The organism is Plectonema cf. radiosum LEGE 06105 (genome assembly GCF_015207665.1).
Taxonomy (GTDB): domain Bacteria; phylum Cyanobacteriota; class Cyanobacteriia; order Cyanobacteriales; family Nostocaceae; genus Rivularia; species Rivularia radiosa_A.
This window is the reverse complement of the sequence record NZ_JADEWL010000034.1, coordinates 1-23,419: the sequence shown is the minus strand read 5'-3', so window position 1 is coordinate 23,419 and position 23,419 is coordinate 1. Positions and strand designations below refer to the sequence as shown.

24 protein-coding genes are annotated in these 23,419 nt (G+C 37.5%); 13 read left to right on the top strand and 11 right to left on the bottom strand.

The window, feature by feature from the left end:
* Positions 1 to 22: 22 nt before the first annotated feature.
* Positions 23 to 1,111: a RuBisCO accumulation factor 1 gene (locus tag IQ247_RS12665; RefSeq protein ID WP_193920452.1), complete on the bottom strand. Its 1,089-nt coding sequence runs from the start codon at positions 1,109 to 1,111 to the stop codon at positions 23 to 25.
* A 422-nt stretch (positions 1,112 to 1,533) separates the two neighbouring features.
* Here IQ247_RS12665 and IQ247_RS12660 point away from each other — a divergent pair, with 422 nt between their 5' ends.
* From IQ247_RS12660 to IQ247_RS12645, 4 genes are all read left to right on the top strand, one after another.
* A complete protein-coding gene (locus IQ247_RS12660) occupies positions 1,534 to 2,478 on the top strand; it encodes a response regulator (protein ID WP_193920450.1) in 945 nt (314 codons plus the stop codon).
* Between the two features lie 132 nt (positions 2,479 to 2,610).
* Positions 2,611 to 3,300 (top strand): bifunctional demethylmenaquinone methyltransferase/2-methoxy-6-polyprenyl-1,4-benzoquinol methylase UbiE, encoded by a 690-nt coding sequence (gene ubiE / locus IQ247_RS12655; RefSeq protein WP_193920448.1) that lies wholly within the window; start codon positions 2,611 to 2,613, stop codon positions 3,298 to 3,300.
* A gap of 282 nt (positions 3,301 to 3,582) precedes the next feature.
* Complete coding sequence (locus IQ247_RS12650) at positions 3,583 to 4,818, top strand: DUF445 domain-containing protein (protein ID WP_375341228.1); 1,236 nt, start codon at positions 3,583 to 3,585, stop codon at positions 4,816 to 4,818.
* A gap of 52 nt (positions 4,819 to 4,870) precedes the next feature.
* Positions 4,871 to 5,446 carry a Uma2 family endonuclease gene (locus IQ247_RS12645; RefSeq protein ID WP_193920444.1) on the top strand — a complete coding sequence of 192 codons (576 nt, stop codon included), beginning with the start codon at positions 4,871 to 4,873 and terminating at the stop codon, positions 5,444 to 5,446.
* 137 nt (positions 5,447 to 5,583) lie between these two features.
* On the opposite strand, the gene IQ247_RS12640 is transcribed toward IQ247_RS12645, so the two are convergent.
* Positions 5,584 to 6,303, bottom strand: a complete 720-nt coding sequence (locus IQ247_RS12640; RefSeq protein WP_193920442.1) for a hypothetical protein — start codon at positions 6,301 to 6,303, stop codon at positions 5,584 to 5,586.
* A 252-nt stretch (positions 6,304 to 6,555) separates the two neighbouring features.
* On the opposite strand from IQ247_RS12640, the gene IQ247_RS12635 reads away from it, so the two are divergent.
* The 4 genes from IQ247_RS12635 to IQ247_RS12620 all read left to right on the top strand — a co-directional run bounded on the left by IQ247_RS12635 (position 6,556) and on the right by IQ247_RS12620 (position 10,386).
* Positions 6,556 to 7,047 carry a GNAT family N-acetyltransferase gene (locus IQ247_RS12635; RefSeq protein ID WP_193920440.1) on the top strand — a complete coding sequence of 164 codons (492 nt, stop codon included), beginning with the start codon at positions 6,556 to 6,558 and terminating at the stop codon, positions 7,045 to 7,047.
* A 20-nt stretch (positions 7,048 to 7,067) separates the two neighbouring features.
* Entirely contained in the window at positions 7,068 to 7,907 is an 840-nt protein-coding gene (locus IQ247_RS12630) for a dienelactone hydrolase family protein (RefSeq protein WP_193920438.1), read from the top strand.
* A 245-nt stretch (positions 7,908 to 8,152) separates the two neighbouring features.
* Positions 8,153 to 8,863, top strand: a complete 711-nt coding sequence (locus IQ247_RS12625; protein WP_193920436.1) for a molybdopterin-dependent oxidoreductase — start codon at positions 8,153 to 8,155, stop codon at positions 8,861 to 8,863.
* Positions 8,864 to 9,174: 311 nt separating this feature from the next.
* Complete coding sequence (locus IQ247_RS12620; protein WP_193920435.1) at positions 9,175 to 10,386, top strand: EAL domain-containing response regulator; 1,212 nt, start codon at positions 9,175 to 9,177, stop codon at positions 10,384 to 10,386.
* Positions 10,387 to 10,577: 191 nt separating this feature from the next.
* On the opposite strand, the gene IQ247_RS12615 is transcribed toward IQ247_RS12620, so the two are convergent.
* Together IQ247_RS12615 and IQ247_RS12610 are read right to left on the bottom strand one after the other, a co-directional pair.
* Entirely contained in the window at positions 10,578 to 13,031 is a 2,454-nt protein-coding gene (locus IQ247_RS12615; protein ID WP_193920434.1) for an ATP-dependent Clp protease ATP-binding subunit, read from the bottom strand.
* A 222-nt stretch (positions 13,032 to 13,253) separates the two neighbouring features.
* Complete coding sequence (locus tag IQ247_RS12610; protein ID WP_193920433.1) at positions 13,254 to 13,604, bottom strand: YkgJ family cysteine cluster protein; 351 nt, start codon at positions 13,602 to 13,604, stop codon at positions 13,254 to 13,256.
* A gap of 264 nt (positions 13,605 to 13,868) precedes the next feature.
* On the opposite strand from IQ247_RS12610, the gene psb30 reads away from it, so the two are divergent.
* Positions 13,869 to 13,988 carry a photosystem II reaction center protein Ycf12/Psb30 gene (psb30, locus tag IQ247_RS12605; protein ID WP_015122679.1) on the top strand — a complete coding sequence of 40 codons (120 nt, stop codon included), beginning with the start codon at positions 13,869 to 13,871 and terminating at the stop codon, positions 13,986 to 13,988.
* Positions 13,989 to 14,042: 54 nt separating this feature from the next.
* Here the strand turns inward: psb30 and IQ247_RS12600 are convergent, their stop codons facing one another.
* On the bottom strand, positions 14,043 to 14,339 hold the full coding sequence (locus tag IQ247_RS12600) for a protealysin inhibitor emfourin (RefSeq protein WP_193920432.1): 297 nt from the start codon (positions 14,337 to 14,339) through the stop codon (positions 14,043 to 14,045).
* A gap of 27 nt (positions 14,340 to 14,366) precedes the next feature.
* Here IQ247_RS12600 and IQ247_RS12595 point away from each other — a divergent pair, with 27 nt between their 5' ends.
* Positions 14,367 to 14,807 (top strand): four helix bundle protein, encoded by a 441-nt coding sequence (locus tag IQ247_RS12595; protein ID WP_228059697.1) that lies wholly within the window; start codon positions 14,367 to 14,369, stop codon positions 14,805 to 14,807.
* Positions 14,808 to 14,827: 20 nt separating this feature from the next.
* Here the strand turns inward: IQ247_RS12595 and IQ247_RS12590 are convergent, their stop codons facing one another.
* The 5 genes from IQ247_RS12590 to IQ247_RS12570 form a co-directional block, all read right to left on the bottom strand.
* The gene (locus IQ247_RS12590; protein WP_193920431.1) at positions 14,828 to 15,910 is read right to left on the bottom strand and encodes a M4 family metallopeptidase; all 1,083 of its coding nucleotides are present in this window, start codon (positions 15,908 to 15,910) and stop codon (positions 14,828 to 14,830) included.
* A gap of 164 nt (positions 15,911 to 16,074) precedes the next feature.
* Entirely contained in the window at positions 16,075 to 16,893 is an 819-nt protein-coding gene (locus tag IQ247_RS12585) for a class I SAM-dependent methyltransferase (protein WP_322745495.1), read from the bottom strand.
* Positions 16,894 to 17,438: 545 nt separating this feature from the next.
* A complete protein-coding gene (locus tag IQ247_RS12580; protein ID WP_193920430.1) occupies positions 17,439 to 18,494 on the bottom strand; it encodes a DMT family transporter in 1,056 nt (351 codons plus the stop codon).
* A gap of 255 nt (positions 18,495 to 18,749) precedes the next feature.
* A complete protein-coding gene (locus IQ247_RS12575; protein WP_193920429.1) occupies positions 18,750 to 19,130 on the bottom strand; it encodes a hypothetical protein in 381 nt (126 codons plus the stop codon).
* Between the two features lie 179 nt (positions 19,131 to 19,309).
* Positions 19,310 to 19,909, bottom strand: a complete 600-nt coding sequence (locus tag IQ247_RS12570) for a Crp/Fnr family transcriptional regulator (RefSeq protein WP_193920427.1) — start codon at positions 19,907 to 19,909, stop codon at positions 19,310 to 19,312.
* A 231-nt stretch (positions 19,910 to 20,140) separates the two neighbouring features.
* Here IQ247_RS12570 and IQ247_RS12565 point away from each other — a divergent pair, with 231 nt between their 5' ends.
* A complete protein-coding gene (locus tag IQ247_RS12565) occupies positions 20,141 to 20,620 on the top strand; it encodes a gluconokinase (RefSeq protein ID WP_193920425.1) in 480 nt (159 codons plus the stop codon).
* Positions 20,621 to 20,705: 85 nt separating this feature from the next.
* Here the strand turns inward: IQ247_RS12565 and IQ247_RS12560 are convergent, their stop codons facing one another.
* A complete protein-coding gene (locus tag IQ247_RS12560) occupies positions 20,706 to 21,683 on the bottom strand; it encodes a carbohydrate kinase family protein (protein WP_193920423.1) in 978 nt (325 codons plus the stop codon).
* 343 nt (positions 21,684 to 22,026) lie between these two features.
* On the opposite strand from IQ247_RS12560, the gene pedR reads away from it, so the two are divergent.
* Positions 22,027 to 22,290 (top strand): photosynthetic electron transport-dependent transcriptional regulator PedR, encoded by a 264-nt coding sequence (gene pedR, locus IQ247_RS12555; protein WP_193920421.1) that lies wholly within the window; start codon positions 22,027 to 22,029, stop codon positions 22,288 to 22,290.
* A 383-nt stretch (positions 22,291 to 22,673) separates the two neighbouring features.
* Entirely contained in the window at positions 22,674 to 23,324 is a 651-nt protein-coding gene (locus tag IQ247_RS12550; protein WP_193920419.1) for a DUF6391 domain-containing protein, read from the top strand.
* Positions 23,325 to 23,419: the final 95 nt, after the last annotated feature.

Here is a 23,419-nt window from a genome sequence, read left to right as displayed (position 1 = left end):
CCTTTAACCTTAAACCTACTCCTTATTCATCAATTTGCCAAGAATCTTTGGTAAATTCTTCATCCAAAATTCTCTTCGGCTTGACGATCACAATTATTCTTCCTAATAAGTCTACTTCTGGTTCGGTTTCAAACCACTGAAAATCTAATTCTCCCGAATTTTCTACGACAAAATAACTACCAGAATCCCATTTCCTTTGGGAACGATCTATGGCTACCATTATTGGTTGTGGAGTATTTTGGTCTTGGTTGGGAAATCTGTCGCTGTTACACAATATTACCACAGGGTCTTGAGCAGCTAACACCACTTGCCAACCTGGTAAAGGTACCCACGCGCCCTCACCTGCAAATTTTACCATGTTAAATGGTCCATTTTCTTCCACTATAGGCACCGCTTGCAAATCATTCGGTGTCAATGGTAACTCACCCACCACCGGAACTACACGAGACATTTCTGCATCAGATTCCAGACGGTAAAAGGGTAACAACGGTGCGGGACGTTGGGGAACAACGGTAAAATCAGTTAATAAATGTTCGATTTTTTTCCGCGCTGATTCAGTATGAGCAAACTTTAAACCTTTAGCAATAAAACGCGATCGCAATTGCAAATCTGATTTTTGTCTGGCTTGTTTCCAAGTTTGATAAGCCACCGCATCTCCAGGATGTGCGGAAAACCCTTCCGGTAAATTACGCAAGCGGGAAAAATCTTTGATTGCTCTAGCTACTTCTTTAACTTCATCTGCATCAACTTTATGCTCAAAGGTAAGCTCAGCAGCACTTGCACGTTCTTCTTCAGTGAGCAAACGCAACTCATATAAGATATCGCTTCCTCGTTGGGAATAATATGATTGTACTTCCTGCGGCGCACCACCTTTTTTCAAAGAATTATAAACTTGAGAGCCAACAATAATTTGATTCTGCTGAATGGGTTCAAAACCAGTAGCTTCAAAAATGTCTTGAGGATTGTAACCGACTTTTTGCAAATAAGCACAACCTTGTCCCCATTCCACCCAGTTTCCTTCTTTTTGTCTGAGTTTTTGTAGTAATTCTTGGACTACTTCCGGATCTGGTTGATTTTCAGTATTTTGAATTGGGGATGGGAAATCTGTCATAACTGGGGATAGGAAAATTCACGGTAGTAAATACAATTTTATGATGTAACGGCGTAACTAGACAAAACTCATGGTTACAGATTTTCTCTGAAAGTAAAAAAAATCAACTTCAATCTTGGGGTGAATACTCTACCGTTAGTTAAAATTATGAGTTATCAAAGAATAATCCAGCATCGGACAATAATTTTAACTCCGTGTTTTCGCGGTTAATATCAACCTTAATTTAGATAATAACCCTTTGAAATTAATGATTAACCTCAGTTTGACTGTTCTCTGAGATTACAGATATTTATCCTAAAAACCTGACTTCTTTGATTTTCATCTAACTTAGGTTAATCATTAAAAAGATTACAGAAAAAATACAAAATAGATTTGTATCAAATATAAAAAAGCACCTATGATGATGTGAAGGAATACGTATAATGAAAAATCTTCCAAACGAACTAAATAATATCCAGAGTAAATTAATGACTTCAGAAAGACGTAAAAAACAAAAAATCTTAGTGGTAGACGACGAACCTGATAATCTAGATTTGTTGTACCGAACTTTTCGTCGTGACTTTCAAGTGTTGAAAGCAGATAGCGGTACTAGTGCTTTAAGAGTATTAGCTGAGGAAGGAGAAGTTGCTGTAATTATCTCTGACCAAAGAATGCCAGAAATGAAGGGAACTGAATTTCTTAGCAAAACTTTACCTCAATTTCCCGATACAGTACGCATCATTTTGACTGGTTTTACCGATATTGAAGACCTTGTAGACGCGATTAACGCTGGACAAGTTTACAGATATATTACCAAGCCTTGGGACCCCGAAGAACTCAAAGGAGTTGTACAACGGGCTGCTGAAACTTACGATTTGCTTAAACAGCGTACTGAAGAATTACGTCGCGCAAATTCCCAAATGGCGTTATTAACTTCATCGGTACAGATTAGCCAAACTGTTTCCAGTGTAGAGGAAACTTTAGCACCAATTGCCGCAATCTATGGAGAAACTTTTGCTGCTGATGGTTGTATTTTGCAATTAGTAGAAAACGACAGTTTGACTTCTATTAGTGGTACCTTTAGTCAAGACGGAATATTAGATAACTGGTTGGATCGAGACCCTTTAATCAAGGAAACTATTGCAACTAAAAAAGTAAAAGTTTGCGTAAATGTACTTGCATCAGAGCAGCTCAAAGACCTAGCTCATTATTCAGATACAAATACACAAGCACATTTGACTATCCCCGTCGTTCACGCAAATCAAGTTACCGCAGTACTATCGTTACAGTGGAAAAAACCTTGTACCTTACAAGAAGATGAATTAAAATTGATTCACCTTTCCGGACAAGTCTTAGCACTTATACTTAATTGCGCCCATTACAGTTAACAGTGAGCAAACAGTTAACTCGAAGAGAATGTAAACCTCTTTCCTTATCGGAGAGAGGGGTTGAAATTTTTAAAATAACTGATAGCTGATGACCGATAATTAATAACTGATAACTGTTAACTGCTCACTGCTATGTCTGAAATTCGCTCCATTTTTAACCGCATTGCACCTGTTTACGATCAATTAAATGATTGGTTGAGTTTCGGACAACATCGGATATGGAAGGAAATGACGGTTAAATGGAGCGCAGCCAAGACGGGAGACACCTGTCTGGATTTGTGTTGCGGTAGCGGTGATTTGGCTTTTCGCATCGCTCGTAGAGTCGGGAAAAGTGGTAAGGTAGAGGCTGTAGACTTTTCTCCAGAGTTATTAGAAGTAGCTAAACAACGTTATAAGCAATATTATTCTATTCCTTCTATTACTTGGACAGAAGCTGATGTCCTAGAATTACCTTTTGATGATAATCAATTTAACGCCGCTACAATGGGTTATGGATTAAGAAATGTTACAGATATTCCCCGTTGTTTAAGCGAATTACATCGAGTTTTACAACCAAAAGCGAAAGCTGCAATATTAGACTTTCATCGTCCCGAAAATCCTGTAATACGTAGCTTTCAGCAATGGTATTTAGATAATCTCGTAGTTCCCGCAGCCAGTCAAATGGGTTTAAAAGAAGAATATGCTTATATTAATCCCAGCTTGGAACGCTTCCCATCAGGTAAAGAGCAAATTAAGATAGCTAATCAAGTTGGTTTTGCTTCTGCGGTACACTATCCCATCGCAAACGGTATGATGGGAGTGCTAGTACTAACAAAAAGTTAAGAGTGAGGAGTTAGGAGTTAAGAGTTAGGAGTTAAGAGTTAAGAGTTAGGAGTTAAGATTTAAGAGTTAATGAAAAAAGTAGTTGAATTGAAAAATTAGGGAATTTATCCCATGATTATTTGATTACTATTCCATTTTGACCAAATTATAAATTTGTAAAAATAATTTATCTGAGAAAAAAGAATTATATATTTAACTTGAGAATTTCTACTTTTTTCCCACTCCTAACTCCCAACTCCTCACTCCTAACTCCCAACTCCTAACTCCTAATTCCTAATTCCTATCGTGGATTTATCTAATCTCTGGTTATATATTACCCCCCCCGTAGCAGGTGCAATTATCGGCTATTTCACCAATGATTTAGCGATAAAAATGTTATTTCGTCCTTACCGAGCAATTTATATCGGTGGGAAAAGGATTCCATTTACCCCTGGATTGATACCTCGTAATCAAGAGCGTTTAGCTAAGAATGTTTCTAAAACCATAATGCAGTCGCTGCTGACACCAGAAGAATTGCAAAAATTGGCACGACGCTTGTTAGAAAGAGAACGAGTAGAGTCAGGAATTCTCTGGTTACTGCAAATGGCTATCAATCAAATTAAAGATGATAGAGAGCAGAAAACGACTAAAATCCTAGCAGGAATTCTCAAAGATTTGCTCGGAGAATCATTACCCCGTCTACTCAAAGTTTTAGCACGACGAGAAGATTTTTTAGAAGCGCAAATAGATCAGATATTCGACCAAATATTACTAGAATTCCAACTGAGTGAGGTTCAAGCTTACCGTTTAGCTGATTGGTTATTGCAAGTCGTTTTACCCGCAGATACTATTCGTTTAGCCATAATTGATTTTCTCACAGACCGCACCATTCAAACCATCGATGAAAGTTTCCGCGAAAGAACCAGCGGTACATACTGGGTAGTCGCAAACCTCTTCGGTTTACGCAACAGTTTAACTCGTTTACGTACCTATTGCTTGGATGAAAAAGACGCAACCAACGCTCGCATCACAGAATTAACTCAAGATTTACAAGTTCGCGATCGCATTCGCAAAATCGTGCAAAATGTTTCGTTACAAAACTTACCGATGGGTACAGTTCGTCAGTTACGGAAAACCACGGGAGACAGCGTTCGTCATTATATCCAAACGCGGGGTGGTGAGTTACTAGAAGGTTTCAGTAAATCCTTAGATTGGGAAAAAATAGCAAGTTTACTGTTAAATCGTTTGAGTAATTCACAAGTAATGAGTTCATCTTTAGAAGTAGTTAGTAAAGAATTAGCATTACTTTTAGAACGTTACTTGGAAAAAGATTTAGAAAACCTTGTTGCTCAAACAATTCCCATTTTATCAATTGACCAAGTAATTATCGATAGAATCAAATCAACATCACCTGCTGACTTAGAAAATGCCATTGAAGGAATAGTTAAAAATGAGTTACAAGCTATTGTAAGTTTAGGTGGCGTTTTAGGTTTATTGGTAGGTTCATTTCAAACAATACTATTATTATTTAATCGATAATTTGTCAGTTAACAGTTAACAATAAATAGTTAACAAAAAGGTATAAATAGTTATGACTGCCATCACCATCAACTTTAACAACGTTGTCAAACTTACTGACGACCAATTTTACCAACTATGTCAGGATAATCCCGATGTCAAATTAGAACGCAATCAATGGGGAGAATTAATCGTAATGCCACCAACGGGAGGAGAAACAGGAAACCGTAACTCAGAACTGAATGCGGAATTTGTACTTTGGAACCGCAAATTTTTACTTGGTAAAGTATTCGATTCTTCTACCTGCTTTAAACTCCCCAATGGTCCCAACCGTTCTCCAGATGTATCTTGGATACAATTAGACAGGTGGAATACACTTAGCGAACAACAGCGAGAAAAGTTTCCTCCTATCGCCCCAGATTTTGTATTAGAATTGATGTCACCTTCAGATCAATTAAGCGATGTTCAAGAAAAAATGGTTGAGTATATGGCTGCGGGTGTCAAATTAGGCTGGCTTTTTAACCGTAAAAATCGTCGGGTAGAAATCTATCGTCAAGGGCAAGCAGTAGAAGTATTGGATTCTCCTACAAGTTTATCCGGAGAAGATATCTTACCGGGGTTTGTTTTGGATTTGTCAATTCTATGGTAAGTACTTGTGGAAAATTAATTAAACATTTCGTTTAGATAGGGAACAGGGTTGGGGTACTCACGTTAAATACAGAAGAATATTATTCCAACTCAAAACTCCTAACTCAAAACTCCTAACTCCTCACTCCTAACTCCCTTCTACTGCGGTACAAAAGTAATATCAAAAGAAGTCCATTCGTCATTTATTTTCTTTGGTGTTCCAACTTTAAAAAAGCCGGATAACTTACGATTTTTTTCGTCATAATTGGTAACTTTACCCCAGTTATAACCGTTTCCGGCTTGCTGCATAAAGTAAGTGTGATACTTAGAATTTTGTTTTGTTGGTGTTTCAGTAACTTCAAAAAAAGGTACACTTTCTTGGGAACGATAACCTTGTGGTATTGTCTCACCAAAAACTATTTCTAAATAAACAGTTTTACCGATATTATCTTGCATAAAATTATTAAATGCTTGAGGATTTTTATTAATTTCTCCAATAAATATTGGAACGTTTGTTTTTTTTAATTCAACTTTATTTTCCGCTATCCAACGATTGCCAACTTTATCGAATTGTTCGATTCGTAAATCATTACGATTGATTCTGAAACGCTCAAATATCAGTTTAGGATTGGAAGCACTAGGACATCCTGAACCGTGTTTTTCATGCACAATAAAATCGAAAAATGATGCATTAGAATTAACCGTGACAAAAGAAAGACAATTCATCTGGACATTACGATATTGACTATCATTTAATATTCGTGCAGCAACAGTTTGTAAAGCAGTATTTTTATCCAACAATCGAGATTGCGCTGTGGCAGGGATTGCTGTAGAAAATAGAAAAGGTAAAATGAAGCCTAATGTTAATTTGCGATTCATATTGACTTAATATTCTCTTAAAAAATGCGATAAATAGGGTATTTTTACTGATAGCATATTCACTTTAATTAAACAAGCTTTACTAAAAATTCATATTTAAGACGATTATATTAAATTTTGATGAATTAAATTTTTATTAGTTTGCACTCAAGGGTTTAACCCTCATAATTCATATTTAAGGTACGGTATCGCTCTTCGTAATTTATACAAACCTTGAATTGTGTTTCTTATTAACTTGAAAAAATATGAAAAATGGAAAATATTCGTTTAAAACCTACAGATGACAACGACCTTAATTTTGTATTGCAAGCAGAACAAAATCAAGAAAATCGTTCTTTTGTGAATCCATGGACAAAACAACAGCACCGTGAATCTTTATCAAATAGTAATATAGCTCACTTTATTGTTGAAAGAACTACAGATAATTGTCCTGTGGGATACGCGATATTAGCAGACTTAATGAACTTTTATCAAAGCATAGAATTACGACGAATTGTAATTACAGATAAAGGAAAAGGATACGGCAGAGCAACTTTGAAATTAATCAAAAAACTGTCTTTTGAAGAGTTTTCTGCACATCGTTTATGGCTAGATGTAAAAGAAGATAACCACCGTGCTAAAAGGCTTTATGAATCAGAAGGTTTTACTGTAGAAGGTTGTTTGCGTGAATGTCTCAACATTTCAAATACATGGGAATCTTTGGTTATTATGTCCATGTTAAATATAGAATATTTTAATGCTTAGTATTTATAATTTTACTGAAAATGACACAAAACAACTTTGGTAGACGGGAATTACTTATCGCTAGTTTAACAGCAGGATTTGCGATGGCGGTACATCCGATTTATGCTCAAGTTATCAACACAGAAACTTCTGAATTAGTTGCGGGTGAAGTGAAAATTCCCGTTGCTGATGGAGTAATTCCTGCTTATCGTGCCATGCCAAGGTTAGGTGATAAATTTCCAGTAGTGCTGGTAGTGCAAGAAATATTCGGTGTACATGAATATATTCAAGACGTTTGTCGGCGTTTTGCTAAGCTCGGATATATTGCGATCGCACCTCAGTTGTTTGCGCGTTATGGTGATGTTTCTAAATTAAGTGATACTCAAGAAATCATCAGTAAAGTTGTTTCCAAGGTTCCCGATACACAAGTACTTTCAGATTTAGATGCAACGGTAGTTTGGGCTAATAATTCGGGTAAAGCTGATATAGATAAACTTGGTATAACAGGCTTTTGTTGGGGTGGTAGAATCGTTTGGTTGTACGCAGCACACAGCCCGCAATTAAAAGCAGGTGTAGCTTGGTATGGAAGATTAACGGGTGATAGCAATCCTTTACAGCCACAGTATCCCATTGATATCGCACCTTTGATTAAAGCACCAGTACTAGGACTTTACGCTGGTGAAGACAAAAATATTCCCGTTAGTGATGTGGAAAAAATGCGAGAAGCTTTGAAACAAAATAAGACAGCAACTCAGATAATAGTTTATCCCAACGCACCCCACGGATTCCACGCCGATTATCGTCCCAGCTACCGCGAAGCAGCAGCGAAAAATGGTTGGTTGTTGTTACAAAATTGGTTTAAAAAATATGGTGTGGCTTGATTAAAACAAACTCTCAATTGTTTTCTTATTCGTCTGCGTACTCTGCGTCTAGTAAGGTTTGTTTTATTATTAAATCAAACCCTTAACGCCATAAAAAACACAAGCACCAGCAGCGCATTCGTTAAAATATACTTATTATATACAACGATAAACAATCATTATTTTCACAAATCTAAAAACCTTAATTGTTGTTACAGCATTTATCTTCTGCGTCACACACCCTACGAATACTAACTATTAACACTATGAAACCAAATTTACATTTAACTCGTCGTAAATTCTTACAAATTTCTGGTTTATCAAGTATCAGTTTACTTTTAGGTGGCTGCGGTACTCCGATATTTGAAGATGTGGTGGGTACGCTTTCAGAACCGCTAAATCAAAATTTTCAAGCTTTATTATTAAAACCTCAAACACTTGTACCAGAATTTTCTCCCCATGAAATAGAACCAGAAAAATTGATAGTTAATACATATAGATTTACTCCAGCTATTGACCAAGAAAAATATCGTTTAATCGTTGATGGTGAGGTAGAAAATCCCTTGAGTTTGAGCATGGAAGATATTCAAAATTTACCGTTAACTTCCATGATTATTCGTCATGTATGTGTAGAAGGATGGGCTGCAATTGTCCAATGGGGTGGTATTTCTTTGCGGGAACTTGTGGCTTTAGCACAACCTAAAAACAGCGTTAAATATGCTTATTTTCAATCAGCCGATGGTTATTATTCAAGTTGGGATATTGCTTCTACTTTGCATCCTCAAACTTTATTAGCTTATCAGAAAAACGGCGCATCGTTACCTGTTGAAAATGGCGCACCTTTACGTTTGGCTTCCCCAATTAAACTTGGTTATAAACAAAGTAAATGGGTTACTAAAGTTAGTTTAGTTAGTCATTTATCCCGATATCAAGGCTATTGGGAAGACCAAGGTTATGAATGGTTTGCTGGGTTGTAAAATTTACTATATTTCTAATGTTGTAATTGTTGTAATTAAAGATTGGGTTTTAATGTTGAAACCTTTTGCAAATTATTTTTTTAACTCCATCCTATTGTCCTGTATTTGATAAAATCTGAAAACAGGTATTGTTGAGAAACTTCAAATAGGTAATCTTAGTATTATTACTGATAGATATTTCAGGTTAGCGATTGTAAAACGGTATATATCTATGTACCAAAACGAAATTAGATTTTTCACCAAAGTTCCTCAAACAAAAGCTTTTGAAATTGCTTTGAGATTAATTTAATTTTTACAATCAGAGGTTAGCAATGACTAAGATTTTAGTAATCGAAGATGAAGAATCAGTACGGGAAAATATTTTAGATTTGTTAGAAGCGGAAGATTTTGAAGTTATTGCTGCTCCTAACGGTAGATTAGGAGTTGATTTAGCACTCAGTGAGTCACCAGATTTGATTTTGTGTGATTTAATGATGCCTGAAATTAATGGTTTTGCTGTTTTAGCCCTATTGCGGGAAAAATTTAGCACTTCTGCTGTACCTTTTATCTTTCTAACTGCCCGCTCTGCAAAAGTAGATGTTCGTCAAGGCATGGAATTAGGTGCTGATGATTATTTAACTAAACCATTTACCCGTGCAGAATTGTTAACTGCAATTTCTGTGAGGTTACAACGACAAGCGGCAATTCTCAAAAATCCACCTTCTCATGCAGAAGTTAAAGCACACCCTAGAGAAATGCGAATTATCGAAAATGCTTTACGTCGCACTATCGAAGAAGGCAAATTTCGCGAATTTCAAATGTACTATCAACCCATCGTTGATATTAAATCTGGTGAGATGATTGCAGTGGAAAGTTTGATTCGTTGGTGGAGTCATAAATTGGGTTTAGTCTCTCCTGCGGAGTTGATTCCTTTAGCCGAATCTACGGGTTTAATTATACCTTTAAGCGATTGGATTTTAGAAACTGTTTGTAAACAAACACGCACTTGGTTAGATAATGGTTTAGATGTTTTACCAAGCTGCGTTAACATCTCCACAAGTCAATTTATTCAACCTAATTTCGTTGAAAAAGTTGCAAATATACTATCAAATTATAATTTAGCACCCCATTATTTAGAATTAGAATTTACTGAAACTACAATCATGCAAGATATAAATAAAACTATTGATATTTTGCAACAATTAAAATCATTAGGTGTCAAAATCACAATGGATGATTTTGGTATTGGTAATTCTTCTTTAATTTACTTGAAAAAAATACCGTTACATACTATCAAAATCGACAAATATTTTATATATAATCTCTCTCAAGATTGTCAAAAATTAGCAATTACTAAAGCTTTAATTCAAATGGGGCAAAATCTCAATTTGAAGGTTGTCGCTAAGGGAGTAGAAAGTGTTAGTGAACTGAAGATTTTGCGCGAACTCAGATGTTATGCTATGCAAGGTTATTTGTTCAGCCAACCCTTATCAAGTTTTGATTTTGAACAAATGCTGGTAAGTAAGCAAGGTTTGCATATTTAGGTAAATAGGTAATAGGTAATAGGTAATAGGGAATAGGTAATAGGTAATAGGTAATAGGTAATAGGGAATAGGTAAATCCCCATAATCACAACCACAGAATTCGGGTTTTTAGCTGTTAATAAAAATCCCCTAGTATCGCTACTAGGGGTGTTATCCGAATGTTACCACCAAATTTAATTGTGGTATAATTTTTAGCCTACATTTATCAATTCTAATGCGGATTTTTCGGATTTAACTACTCTGACTTTTCCGTCGTCGTCAACGTCTACAACCGCTGTATCACCTTGTGCGATTTGACCTGAGAGCATTGCTTCTGCTAATGAATCTTCTAAAAGGTTCATAATTGCTCTACGTAATGGTCTCGCACCGTAGCTGGGGTTGTATCCTTCTTGCACTACCAAATTTTTGAAGCTTTCGCTGATTTGCAAGCTGATTTCCTTCTCAGCTAAACGGCTAGTAACTTCTTTGAGCAAGATTTCGGCGATTTCTTTGATTTCGTCTTTCTTGAGTTGAGTAAAGACGATAATCTCATCGAGACGGTTAAGGAACTCGGGACGGAAGTAGTTTTTGAGTTCTTCGTTAACCAAAGTTTTAATGCGGTTGTAATTAGCTTCTGCTTCGTTTTCTAAATCGAAGCCCAAACCACCACCACCTTTTTCAATAACTCGCGAACCAATATTGGAAGTTAAGATAATCAAAGTATTCTTGAAGTCTACTTTCCTACCTTTAGCATCGGTAAGATGACCGTCATCCAACATTTGCAGCAACATATTGAATATATCGGGGTGCGCCTTCTCGATTTCATCGAAAAGTATTACTGAATAAGGTTTGCGTCGCACCGCTTCGGTTAATTGTCCCCCTTCATCGTATCCCACAAAACCCGGAGGTGAACCAATCAGCTTGCTGACGGTGTGACGTTCCATGTATTCGGACATATCCAAACGAATCATCGATTCTTCGGAACCGAAGAAATAGGAAGCCAAGGATTTCGCTAATTCTGTTTTACCAACTCCCGTCGGACCTGAGAAAATAAAGCTAGCAATCGGACGATTGGGATTTTTCAAGCCAACGCGAGCGCGGCGAATTGCTTTGGCAACTGCACTGACTGCTTGCTCTTGTCCAATTAATCTTTGGTGCAGAGTATCTTCTAAATGCAGCAACACCTCAGATTCGGATTCGGTAAGCTTATTAACGGGTACACCAGTCCAAGAAGAAACGATTTGAGCAATATCTTCTTCGTTGACTACAGGTCTATTGACAGATTCCCCTGCTTGTGCTTCTTGTAACTGTGCTTCTAGCTCTAACTCTTTGTCGCGCAGTTCGGCGGCTCTATCAAAATCTTGTAATTTAACCGCTTCGTTTTTCTGCTTAGCAGCCGCAACAATTTGACGTTTCAAATCCCGATTCTCTGAAATCATCGAGTTACGCAAACGCACGCGAGAGCCAGCTTCATCAACCAAGTCGATCGCTTTATCCGGTAAAAAGCGGTCTGAGATGTAGCGATCGGAAAGCTCTGCGGCTGCAACCAATGCATCATCGGATATCGTTAAGTTGTGATGCTGCTCGTAAGCACCACGCAAACCCTGTAAAATCTCAACGGTTTCTTGTACCGAAGGCTCACCAATTTTAATCGGTTGGAAACGGCGTTCTAAAGCTGCGTCACGCTCGATGTGTTTGCGGTATTCATCAAGTGTGGTGGCTCCAATACACTGAAGTTCACCTCTGGCTAATGCTGGTTTGAGGATATTGGCGGCATCCATACCACCTTCCATACCCCCCGCACCCACTAAAGTGTGAATTTCATCAATCACAATAATGATATTTCCTGCCGAGCGGATTTCCTGGATGATTTTCTTAATTCGTTCTTCAAAATCACCACGGAAACGAGTACCCGCGACTATCGAACCCATATCAAGACTGATAACCTGCTTGTCTTGCAAGATATCGGGTACATCCTGATTGAAAATTCGCTGCGCTAAACCTTCGGCGATCGCAGTTTTGCCAACTCCAGGCTCGCCAATTAACACAGGGTTATTTTTAGTGCGTCGTCCCAGAACTTGAACGGTACGCTCGATTTCTTTTTCGCGACCAACTACGGGGTCTAATTTGCCTTCGGCAGCTAATTTAGTCAGATTTCTCCCAAATTCTTCTAAAGTTGTCGATTGATTGCGTCTGGTACTACCACCACCAACTCCAGCCCCAACAGATGCAACCTCACCCAAACGGCGAATCACAGCAGTACGAAGTTGCTTCAAATCGACATCTAAATTCTGTAGTACTTTGGCAGCAACACCTTCTCCAGCTTCTGTCAAACCTAAAAGTAAGTGTTCCGTACCAATATAATTGTGTCCTAGGGAACGAGCTTCCTTAAAGGACTGCTCAAATAGAGTTTTAACTTTAGGAGTAAAAGGAATTTCCGGTGGAACAAAACCAGAACCTCTACCAATAATTTTTTCAACTTCGCGGCGTGCATCTCGAAGAGTCACACCCATATCCGTCAGCACCTTAGCAGCAACACCCGTTTCTTCTCCCAGCAATCCCAAGAGAATTTGTTCCGTGCCTACAAAATTGTGTCCCAGGCGACGTGCCTCCTCCTGGGCGAGCATTACTACTTTAATTGCTTCGGAAGTAAAGTGTTCAAACATAATGGGTTCTTGCTCCCTCGCTGAACGGTTAACAGTGAAATCAAATTCACTTTTTTCTGAACATTTGTCTACTTTTCTTAAGGATAATGTATCTTTATTTTAAATACAGTGGCAGTGGGGAGACCCGTAAGCTCTAGGGTGTAGTTGCCGTCCGTTGCTCCGGAGTTGACAGTTGACAGTTGACAGTTGACAGTTGACAGTTACCCATTACCAATTACCCATTCAAATTCCCACTGCTCGATCAAATCGCAACATTTCCAAACTGCGATCGCCATATATTGATTCTATCTGCTGATGACAGCATTCGATGGCAAAGTCGTTTAATTCTTCGGATTCAATCCCAAATAAGTCTTTAAATACTTCTGGCTCTACACGACAAAAACGCGGACGTTCAGCATAAATACTGCATTCTCGCTGACTATGGTCGTAGTTTATGCACCATCCATCTTCGCCGACCATTCTGAGATATTGTTCTAATTCTTGGGATGATAAATATTCTTCTAAATCAGGACGTTCTGCTGGCTCAAGATAGCAGCAGGCTCCACATTGCTTTACACATTGCCAAGTTGCCATTGTTTTCTTTGCTTCAATAATAAGTAACAAATAGTATGAGAGTCAGATTACCAGTTATCTGCGATGCTTTCTCTGCTTGTCTCAATTATCAAACACTCTAGGTTCTTAAAATCAATTTCATTTTTTGAGTTTTTTTATGTATTTTTCTATAATTTTGTTAAGTAAATTAAAATTGAGCGTTGATTGCCGGATATGATCTATATCCAGGAAGATAATTTTATGCGGATTCATTTTTTCATTTTTTAAGACAACTAGGAGAAATTAATGGAAGCTTTAGCCAACGTCAATTGGGAAGTTATTTTTCAGCTAACGTCTGTAGCACTAATCATGTTAGCTGGACCTGCGGTAATTTTCGTATTAGCATTTCGCGGTGGCGATATGTAATGCTTTGTACTGAGTTAGGAGCTATCAATTTAACTCCTAACTTTACCCTATTTTCTATTTTGCATTACAGTTGATCCAATCAATCAAAGGTCTTAAAGTTCCTGGTATCGAACTTTCCTCTATTGTTATCGAGTGCTGCTTATCTTCATCTTCTACAGTTATTGTATATTGAAAGCGATCGCGATTCGGGGTAGAATCGGCGGCTATGTATGTGGGTAAGTGAAAGAAATTTGCAGATTCTAATAATATCGGTAATTGCTCGGCTTGATGTTGCGGTATTTTTGTCGTATCAATCGTTATCACTTTTCCTATTCCAGTAAAACCACCGCTACGCTCTAGGGATATTAACATTTTGATTGGACAGTGGGCAGTTGGCAGTTGACAGTTGACAGTGGGCAGTGGACAGTGGGCAGTTATTTAATATACAAATATTTATCAGATATTAACTACCCTAAAATGTCTACTCCACTAAAAGATAAGTCCTTTAACTTTGCAGTCCGAATCATTAACCTGAATAAATATTTATCTTCAACTAAAAAAGAATATGTATTGTCAAAACAAATACTTCGGTCTGGAACAGCTATTGGTGCATTACTCAGAGAAGCGGAAGAAGCCGAAAGTAAGCCCGATTTTATTCATAAACTAGCTATTGCCCTCAAAGAAGCCAACGAAAGCGAATACTGGATATTGCTACTCCGTGAAACAGATTATCTCACCTCAAAAGAAAGCGAGTCAATATTAAATGGCCTAAAAGAACTCCTAAAATTACTAACGAGCATCATCAAAACAACCAAACAAAAGCTCAACCCAAAACTTTAACCTTTTCGATCTGTCAACTGTCAATTGACTCCAACTTCTTTCCAAGCATTAATTACGGCTTTTTGTTCACTGCTTGCTTCACCGTAAAGTTCTCCCGCTACTTTAATCGTTACTTCTGCGGCTTGTTTAAAGTTTGATTTTGAAAGCAATTTTTCGCATAAACTAATGTACCAAATTTTTCCAGCTTTCTCCCAAGCGTAACCTCCTATTTCCGTTGCTGCTAAGTAAAAAGCACGGTTGGGTATACCCGAATTTATATGTACTCCGCCGTTGTCTTTCGCACCAGTATAGATGTCTCTCATATGGGCGGGTTGGGGGTCTTGACCAAGTACCGGGTCGTCATAAGCTGTACCTGGTGCTTTCATTGAGCGAATTCCTTCACCTTTGACCTTTTCGGTAAATAATCCTACACCAATTAACCAATCTGCTTTATCCGCAGTTTGATTGTTGATTCGCTGTTTGACCAAGCAACCAAATACGTCAGAAAACGATTCATTAAGCGCACCGGATTCGCCAAAATAGATTAAATCGGCTTCATACTGGGTAACACCGTGAGTTAATTCATGTCCGATGACATCAACCGACTTGGTAAAACGGTTAAATAGTTCCCCGTCACCGTCACCGTAAACCATTTGAGTGCCGTTCCAAAAGGCATTTTCATATTTTTCACCGTAATGTACAGTAGAATCCAAACGCAAACCTTTATCATCAATAGAATTGCGATCGTAAATTTCTTGGAAAAAGTCGTAAGTCGCACCAGCTGCTTCGTAGGCTTCGTTTACAGCTTCGTCTTCTGTAGGAGCATCACCTTCATCGCGTACTAATTCCCCTGGAAGATTTTCAGTATTTTTCGCATCATATATAGTACGGCGTTTCTCACCAGCTTGAGACGTTAATTCGATACCGCCCAAATTAATCCTTCTTCCCCGAATTTGCGCTGAAAGGTTTAAAGTCTCAAAAGCCCATTCTCGCTGGGTTGGAGTACCATTAACCGCCATTTGTTCCAACATATGAGGTGGGATAATACAACAAATCGGGCATCTGTAATGAAGTGAATGTTTATACCCGAACCCAAGTGATTTTTTCTGTTTTTTTCGAGCCATATTGTTTTCAATTGTTAATTATCGATTTATGGATACAATCCGGTGATTTTAGTAGCGTGTCCTTTATGACATATAGTAAACAGTTACCAGTATGTACAAGTTGATCAAGGATGACTTAAATTCAGGAATTTAACTGATAACTGATAACTGATAACTGATAACTGTTAAACAATTCCTCCAAAAACCGCCAATCCATAATATTTCCAAGGTACTGCTACGGTATTAAATCCAGCTTTGACCAGCATTTGCAATTGTACATCTAAGGTTGCTAATTGATCTTGACTAGAATAACCGTAACTAGCAACGCAATCTACAGAATTGCTATTTCTTGCTAAGCGAGAACGAACGGATTGTATAGTAGTTCCTTGTTTTTCAGTCCATTCTTCCCTTGCAGCGTTGTAAATTTCTGCTAATGTTGGTGATTCTGGTAAAATCGGGTCTGCATTCCAAAAACAACCACCACTCTTGAGACTTTTGCCGATACGTTGAAATAACTTCGCTTTCATCTCGTCATTGAGATGATGAATTGCCAGTGATGAGACACAAGCATCAAATTCTGTACCGATATCAAAGTTTTCCGGATTATTTGTCCATTCTCCAAAATCAGCTTCTATGCCATTCCATCGCTGATAACCAGCTTCAGCCATTTTTGTTCGAGCAAATTCAATCATCCTGGGGGAATAATCCACAGCGATAATTTGAGCATCCGGACAACGATTGAGTATTTTCAGGCTAAGTTCACCCGTACCGCAACCCAATTCTAAAATCCGACGAGAGTTAGAAGGAACGCAGCGAGCAACAGTTTCGAGCATTTCGTCATAGTTCGGTAACAGTTGACGAATACCAGTATCAAAATCGGTAGTTTGAGCGAAAACTTCACCAGGAAATACTTGAGGCATGGAAATTTTACCCTGATAACGCACCATCAATAATTTTATGGCATTATGGCGATCGCGTAGTGCAAGGGAAGCTATCGCCATCATATTTTTTTTAATTTAATATTATTTAAACCAAGGCTCATCAAATAAAAGTACTAACTAACACACCAAAATGGTGGAATTTATTTAATATGGTTATAGACCTCACGAGTTTTGTGTGGTTGTGTGTTGTAAAATTTAGTTGTAATTTTGCCCTGGGGATTAAACCCTTGGCATTTTTTTTGGCGAATTTTTGCAAAACGAGTGTATTGCGATCGCGAAGCTCTTCTCAAACAGGTAGATTTATCGCTATAGTCTTTCCAATTAATTCTTGTAGTTAGAACATCTTGGTAGTAGAGAAGGAGATGTTCCCACTGCTTCTATATCACCAATCAAAAAATAGTTACATGACTTACGTAAAAACCAACGACAGTAGCGGTAATTCATGAATTACCGCTACGCAAGAATCACTTTTTTAATCACATCAGGAATGGCCGCTTCGGAACCGCATCCTACGGGTGAATGTCACAATCAATTTTTTGTTAAGAGTTCCTCTGAGTTCCTCTCAATCTTAACCATAGGTAAGATTTTTAAAATACAATAATTTGGGTTCAGATTCCCTTAAATCCAACTTCACTTTCCAGTTCTTGTAGTTTAGTTGGTGAATTTTTAAGATCATTGGAACTTTGAGAAGATAGTTTTTGCAAAATACCTAACTGGCTAAAAATAATTCCAATTAAAATTACAAAACCACCAATATATTGGGCTAAATTTGGTGCTTGCCCTAAAATTAAGTATGCAGCAATTACAGCCGCAATCGGTGTAAAAGAGCCAATTAATGAAGCTTGGGTTACGCTAGTTGCTCGCAATCCTGTAATCCAACAGGACTGACCAATTACTACTATTACTGGTCCGTAAATCAACATCCATTTCCATAAAAACGGCGAGAATACATCCATAAAATGATTCTGTCCGTACAATAGTAAAGCTGTGAAAAAAAATATTACTGTTCCTAAAGCGGTGCGATAAATAGTGAAAATTCCCAACGGAATTGTTGCAAGTTTTAGTTTACTGATAATAGTCGAAATCGCTAAAGCCACAGAGGCGATCGCAGTCAAGATTTCCCCGGTACCAAAACTCAAGAAATTTTGCATTTTCATCATTTCTTGAAAATTAGCTGGTAAAGAAATTGTCAGAAATACACCAATAAAAGAGACAATTGCTCCAATTATTTGCCCCTGATTGACTCGTTCCCCCAATAACCAAGCAGAAAGAGCTAAAGTTAGAGGTGGTTCCAATCGACCAATTAAAACAACATTATTTACATCTGTAATTGCTAGGGCTTGAAAAATCAACCCTGGTGCTAATGCACCTGCAAGAATTGCAGAAATAGTCAGGTAAAACCATCTATTTTTGCTAATTCGCTGCAATCTACTCAGTGTAAACTGTCGTCCATAAACTATTAATAGTACGAATAAAGCGCAGAGGTTGCCGACAAATAAAACATTACAAAACGAAACAGGATTGTTGCCATTAACATACCTTTGCGCTCCAACTTCGGTCAGTTTACGGGTAACAGAATTTGCTGCACCAAAGATAATAATGGCAAAGCAAAGATAAAGTTGACCGGAAAATTTAGGAATGACAAAAAAACGTGATATTCGCATTTAATTTGAGTGATTACAAGTTACCATCACCTATTTTAATTGCGTACTCCCCTGACTTATACAAGGCTTAATATTACATTGCAGTTGGTACAGTTAATAAAAATATTAATATTTATTCTGACTGGAGGTGAGAAGTCAGGTTTTTACAATCGTGATCTTTTTATCGATATTTGAGGTAAAAAACCCGACTTCTTGAATTAATGGGGTAGTTTTTGATTTTTTACCCCATTTTTTCGTTTTCAAATATTAAAAGTATTACTTAACTTCCTCTGGAAGGAATTTATTAATTTTACCTTTTTTAACTGCAACCACTACATCATAAGTAGAACAATAAGAAAAAGTAACGTTATTTTTCTTGTTGAAAAGATTAACAACCATACCCGCACCACCTGGTTGAATCCCGATTGGTTCTAAATCTCCAAAGAAAAAACGACGCATTGCATCAGCGCTACCAAATTGCCCTTTGTTTTTGGCAATCATATCAATGTGTTGTTGGGGTGTCATTCCAGTTACATCCTTCATTTCCTGAGCGGATGCTGCTTTCAACCCCGGATTAATCACCTTTGTCGGAACATCCCAAACAAAAAACATACCCGCTAAAGTCAAGACTGTGAAAAATGAAGTTGGTTTTATCATTGTTACTCCTAATTACTCTTAAATATCTGAAATTAATTCTCAATACCTTGATTGCTGCAACATTAGTAACAGGAAATATAGCCTGAGAGGCTCACAAACCGACATGATTGGAATCAATTTTCCAGAACAAGTTTAGGTATAGAAATATTTGTTCATCAAAACATTAATTTATATGACAATTAATAACGAAATATGATTTTTCGCTTGAAACGTGTCAGAATACCCTCATTTTGTAATTGGGACAGTACGCGGGATAATGCTTCTGGAGTGATGCCGATATCGCTAGCAACATCTTTTAACGGTTGTTCTAAATCAAGAGTTGTTTGGTCTGGAGGAATCATGACTTGCAGATAATGAAGAAAGCGATCGCGTGCTGAACGAATTCCTCGTAATTCCAATAGCAATTTTGTCTGGTGCAATCGTCGCGCTAATTGTTCGGTAAACTTTCTCGATAAATTAGCATCTGAGTGCAAAGCATCTAAAAATAACTGTTTTGGGAAAGAAATTACCCGCGTCAAATTTTTGGCAATGGCGCTACACACATATGTTTCGTTAAATAATGCGACTTCTGCAAAATATTCTCCTGGTTTGACTGCATAATGATTAACAGTTGTACCATCATCTATATAGTGAATTAACTTGATGCAACCATAATCAACAACAAAAACAGCATTGGCAACTTCATTTTGATAAAAAAGTATTTCACCATCAGCTAAATTATGATGAGTCATTGCAGCGAGTAGGTTTTTTGGCAAATCTTTGATTTTAAAGCTACTCATGGTTATGTAATTTGATTAATAAAAGCAAGATGTTTGAATTCCACACTTAGAGTCTTTAGGTTTGACTTTAACGACAATTTAAAGCTTTTTCTGATTAGTTAAATGAATTTAAGTTGAGAATCAGTTTAGAATTTCTGTTAATAGGGCTGGAAAATCTTAGAAATTAAGATTGTGGAAGGCGAAAATTAATTATATTTTTAAAAAGAAAGAAAAATATAAAGATAAAGATAGATGATTATTTTGGTAATGGGTGTTTCGGGTTCAGGAAAAACTACCGTTGGGAAGAAACTTGCCGAATCTTTAGGTTGGGAATTCCGCGACGCTGACGATTTCCATTCCCAGGAAAATGTTGAGAAAATGCTGCACGGTATCGCGTTGGATGATGCGGATAGATTACCTTGGCTGCAAAAAATTCAAGATGTAATCAAAGAATATTTATCAGTAAATAAAAATTTAGTTTTAAGCTGTTCGGCTTTGAAGGAAAATTATCGTGAGATGCTTTTAGTAAATCAAAATTTTGTCAAATTAGTTTATCTCAAAGGTTCTTTTGACTTAATTCAAAAACGCTTACAAGAACGTCTCAATCATTTTATGAGTGAAAAACTTCTTAAAAGTCAATTTGATATCCTTGAAGAACCAACAGACGTAATTGTAGTAGATATTTCAGAACCTCTTGAAGCAATTGTGCAAGAAATCAGAGAAAATTTGTGATCAGCAAGTCGATGAGAACAAGTAAAAAATTTTAAATAATTCAAATAATAAAGACGTTGCATTGCAACGTCTCTACATAATGAAACTAAATTTGATGTTCTTTGAGAAAACTTTCTATTTCCGAAGCTGTGGGTTGGGAAGCGATCGCACCTGGTTTAAGTGTAGTTAAAGCTCCCGCAGCACAAGCGTAAGCGATAATTTTTTTCGCAATTTCTGGGTTGTTTAAATTTTGTACACCATGATCTAACAATTGGTGAACAAAGCCTGCGACAAAACTATCCCCTGCACCAGTTGTATCAATTACGGGTACGGAAAAAGCGGAGAATTTATCTTCGTTTTCACCCAAACAATAAGCACAGCCTTTGTCTCCATCTGTGACTAATACTCCTTCCACAGAATTCAGACGATAAGTGATTGCTCCAGCATCATGAGTATCAAATAATAATTCTGCCTCTTCTTTAGCGAGTTTGAGAAAATCGACTTTTTTAATTAGTTCGCGAATTTGATCCGGAGCAGCATCGGGATTAGTCCAGAATACCGAGCGCCAGTTAACATCGAGCAAAATTTTCACATCGTATTGGCAAGCTAATTCTAAAGCGCGGTGAACTGCTGCACCACTATCGGGATAAGCTAATTCTAAAGTTCCTAAAACCAAAAAATCAGCAGATGCAAATAATTCTTCCGGTAATTCCCCAGCCTTGAGATGAGTATCAGCAAATTCGGTGGTGTCGTAATCCTTGAATCCCGCAAAAACGCGATCGCCATTTTGTTTCCGCACTACTAAAACTTGACGAGTCGGTGCTTGGGGATGACGCTGTACCCCGGTTGTATCTACACCAATTTCCTGTAAAAGCGCTTGTAAGTTATTTCCAGCTTCGTCTTCACCTACTACACCGATAAATGCTGAGGGTGTTCCTAACTTTACTAAACCACAAGCAACGTTAGCTGGCGCACCTCCCGGATAAGCAGTCCACGACTCAACCTCAGAGGGCGATCGCCCTAACTGATCGGCAAGCATATCATATAATATTTCACCCAAACATAAAACACGGGGATTGCTCATTTCATTTGATTTTTAAACTTAAATTCTGCATAAAACCTACAATAATATTTACCATTCATTTGGCAATCGTTCATACAATTAAACAGCAAGATTCATTCATAATTGTGTTCTATTGCTCTTGTCCCAAATGTTTTTAAGGGCGATCGCGTTATTTTTATTTTTTATATGTAGTTAAAATAAATACTTATATAAAATACTGTATCGCGGTCTACCTAAAACATAAAGAAAATATAGACAATCGTATTGCATTAAACACTTGAAACGCCTACCTTTCATACAATCTTCTACAATGGGAAAGAGCAATTAAGTACATTTACCACAAATAAGGGAGGATGAATTTAAAATGGCTGGTGGCGAGTCTCAGACCCCTGTTAGTCTGTCAGACCGAGAACTGCAAATTATCGACTTAGTGGCCACTGGCTTAACTAACCAACAAATTGCAGTCAAACTAGAAATAAGTAAGCGTACTGTTGATAACCATATCAGCAATATTCTTACAAAGACCGGAACTGAAAACCGAGTAGCTCTTGTCCGTTGGGCTTTGCACTGGGGTAAGGTCTGTTTAAATGATGTTAATTGCTGTCCTATTCCTCCTCGGAAAGATTAAACAGCATTACAAACGGTTATTTGTCAGTCTTGATTGATTGCTGCTAGTTGTTCTCCTCACGCTTCACTTATTTATGGTTGTTTTTTCCTTGACGCGCAGTAATTACAGGGTATTGGTCTACGCGCTCTATTGCTAGCAGTAATCAATCCCCGTCCGACTAGCAACGGACGGGTACACTTTCATTTTTTATTTATGGTTAAACCCGTTCAAGTTAATCAGCATTAAAAAAAATCAAATTTTTGATTGCTATTTATTTAATTTATTTAAAATAGACTTAATATAAATTTAATAATCAACAAAAATTAGTAATAATTCCTTTTGCTGCTTGTTACATTGATAGTGGAATATATTTTGCCCGCGTCAGGTGGGGGAGCAATGTTGGTATGAATACCTCAACTTTTGCCAAAGATAGCGACAATTCCTTTGATTTTTTGAATTTGGATTTAATCTCACCCTCTCCCACACAAGATAAGGATTTACTCGATCGACTATCCTTTATTCCTGGGCTAAAAGAAATTTTGATGCTGCGTCAGGTTCACGCTTTAGAACACGCTACAGTATGGATTTTAAGCGAATCCTATTCAGCATTAACTCCCCAAGTCAGCCGTCAAAATATTAATATCGATAATCAGCTTCACACTGGCTTATCTACAGAATCGGGATTTTTTCTTTATGGTGAAGTCAATATCAGCAACTTACGACGGGCTGTAAACCTTGCTCTCCAAAGACTTACCAGTGGAGAATGGGATTTAGCCGTACATCCTCGCTGCGGTACAAATGCATCAGTAGCCATGTTATTAACAGCAGGATTAGCTGTGGGAATGCATTTATTATTACCACGAGGACCGATTGAGCAATTAATTGGTTTGGGTTTAGCCACAACAACCGCAACCGAACTGACTCCCGATGTTGGTGCTTTTTTTCAACGTTATATTACCACTGCAATTCCTTTTAACCTCGGAATTGAAAATATTACCCAGCAATATGATGCAATGGGACACAAAGCTTATTTTGTCCAAGTTAAGTGGAAATAGAGGTTAGAGGTTAGAGGTTAGAGGTTAGAGGTTAGAGGTTAAAGGTCAAAGGTTAAAGGTCAAAATTCTACTTTGTCTCCCCATCTCCCCATCCC

Coding starts and splice junctions, on each gene's coding strand:
- IQ247_RS12665 (WP_193920452.1), bottom strand. CDS start 1,111: ATGACAGATTTCCCATCCCCAATTCAAAATACTGAAAATCAACCAGAT.
- IQ247_RS12660 (WP_193920450.1), top strand. CDS start 1,534: ATGAAAAATCTTCCAAACGAACTAAATAATATCCAGAGTAAATTAATG.
- ubiE (WP_193920448.1), top strand. CDS start 2,611: ATGTCTGAAATTCGCTCCATTTTTAACCGCATTGCACCTGTTTACGAT.
- IQ247_RS12645 (WP_193920444.1), top strand. CDS start 4,871: ATGACTGCCATCACCATCAACTTTAACAACGTTGTCAAACTTACTGAC.
- IQ247_RS12640 (WP_193920442.1), bottom strand. CDS start 6,303: ATGAATCGCAAATTAACATTAGGCTTCATTTTACCTTTTCTATTTTCT.
- IQ247_RS12635 (WP_193920440.1), top strand. CDS start 6,556: ATGGAAAATATTCGTTTAAAACCTACAGATGACAACGACCTTAATTTT.
- IQ247_RS12630 (WP_193920438.1), top strand. CDS start 7,068: ATGACACAAAACAACTTTGGTAGACGGGAATTACTTATCGCTAGTTTA.
- IQ247_RS12625 (WP_193920436.1), top strand. CDS start 8,153: ATGAAACCAAATTTACATTTAACTCGTCGTAAATTCTTACAAATTTCT.
- IQ247_RS12620 (WP_193920435.1), top strand. CDS start 9,175: ATGACTAAGATTTTAGTAATCGAAGATGAAGAATCAGTACGGGAAAAT.
- IQ247_RS12615 (WP_193920434.1), bottom strand. CDS start 13,031: ATGTTTGAACACTTTACTTCCGAAGCAATTAAAGTAGTAATGCTCGCC.
- IQ247_RS12610 (WP_193920433.1), bottom strand. CDS start 13,604: ATGGCAACTTGGCAATGTGTAAAGCAATGTGGAGCCTGCTGCTATCTT.
- psb30 (WP_015122679.1), top strand. CDS start 13,869: ATGGAAGCTTTAGCCAACGTCAATTGGGAAGTTATTTTTCAGCTAACG.
- IQ247_RS12600 (WP_193920432.1), bottom strand. CDS start 14,339: ATGTTAATATCCCTAGAGCGTAGCGGTGGTTTTACTGGAATAGGAAAA.
- IQ247_RS12590 (WP_193920431.1), bottom strand. CDS start 15,910: ATGGCTCGAAAAAAACAGAAAAAATCACTTGGGTTCGGGTATAAACAT.
- IQ247_RS12585 (WP_322745495.1), bottom strand. CDS start 16,893: ATGATGGCGATAGCTTCCCTTGCACTACGCGATCGCCATAATGCCATA.
- IQ247_RS12580 (WP_193920430.1), bottom strand. CDS start 18,494: ATGCGAATATCACGTTTTTTTGTCATTCCTAAATTTTCCGGTCAACTT.
- IQ247_RS12575 (WP_193920429.1), bottom strand. CDS start 19,130: ATGATAAAACCAACTTCATTTTTCACAGTCTTGACTTTAGCGGGTATG.
- IQ247_RS12570 (WP_193920427.1), bottom strand. CDS start 19,909: ATGAGTAGCTTTAAAATCAAAGATTTGCCAAAAAACCTACTCGCTGCA.
- IQ247_RS12565 (WP_193920425.1), top strand. CDS start 20,141: ATGATTATTTTGGTAATGGGTGTTTCGGGTTCAGGAAAAACTACCGTT.
- IQ247_RS12560 (WP_193920423.1), bottom strand. CDS start 21,683: ATGAGCAATCCCCGTGTTTTATGTTTGGGTGAAATATTATATGATATG.
- pedR (WP_193920421.1), top strand. CDS start 22,027: ATGGCTGGTGGCGAGTCTCAGACCCCTGTTAGTCTGTCAGACCGAGAA.
- IQ247_RS12550 (WP_193920419.1), top strand. CDS start 22,674: ATGAATACCTCAACTTTTGCCAAAGATAGCGACAATTCCTTTGATTTT.